Here is an 810-nt window from a genome sequence, read left to right as displayed (position 1 = left end):
TCGATACCGGCCTGAGTCACCTGACGGCGGCATTGGATCGTCCCAATATCACGCTCTATGGCCCTACCGATCCTGGGCTCATTGGCGGATATGGTCTCAATCAGGTGGTAGAACAATCTGAAAATCGCCACATGAGCGCCATCTCTGCCGACGCGGTCCGGCAAAAGCTGTCAGAGCTGGTAGACTTACAGCCTCTCGACACGATTCCCCTGCACACATCGCTGCCAAGCGCGCAGGGGCTACACTCATGCCATCCCTGATGGTCGAGATAACGGGGATAGCCCTTGCTACGTGACCCAATGATATGTTGAATGCTTTAAGATACAGTTGGGCAAAATACCCCGCAGTAAGCGCCTCGTTAACCACGAATACGCTGTTTCCAGGGTGCATGCTGACTCTGGCCGTGATGCCATTTAGCACCATCATCGCCGGATGGCTGTTTTATTTGACTGGGGTGTCTGCCGCACTGTATGTGGTTACGCATGTAAAACAGATTCTAGCCGCAAAACGGCTGTTGATATTGCCCATATTGTTGCTACTGATGGGCTGCCTCAACCTTGTTTGGTTTACGCTTTACTATCAACCCGACACGCTTTTTACCGATGTCTACTCCGCTTATCGCACCGCCGGGCATGCAGCGATGCTCGGTGCGTTTATTCTGTTAGCCGCATGCCACCTGCCACATGAAAACCAGCCCGTCGTGAGAATCGGCTCCTTCGCAGTTTGTGTGATGACGCTGGCTTATGCGCTATTTCAGTCCGTTTTTCACGATATGCACCGTGTGGGCCTGATCTTTGGTCCGGCAACCAG

Annotated in this window: 1 protein-coding gene and 1 pseudogene; both read left to right on the top strand. The window is 53.1% G+C overall.

Going from position 1 to position 810, the window contains the following annotated elements; genetic code table 11:
- Positions 1–260, top strand: a 260-nt coding sequence (locus J5224_RS31775) for a glycosyltransferase family 9 protein (protein ID WP_319802527.1), incomplete at its 5' end; no start/stop codon positions are given.
- Between the two features lie 128 nt (positions 261–388).
- Positions 389–810, top strand: a pseudogene (locus J5224_RS31770) (O-antigen ligase domain-containing protein); the annotation flags it as partial.

The organism is Candidatus Symbiopectobacterium sp. NZEC135 (assembly GCF_025962695.1).
Note: the sequence above shows the minus strand (reverse complement) of the source record. Positions and strands in the feature narration are given on the sequence as shown.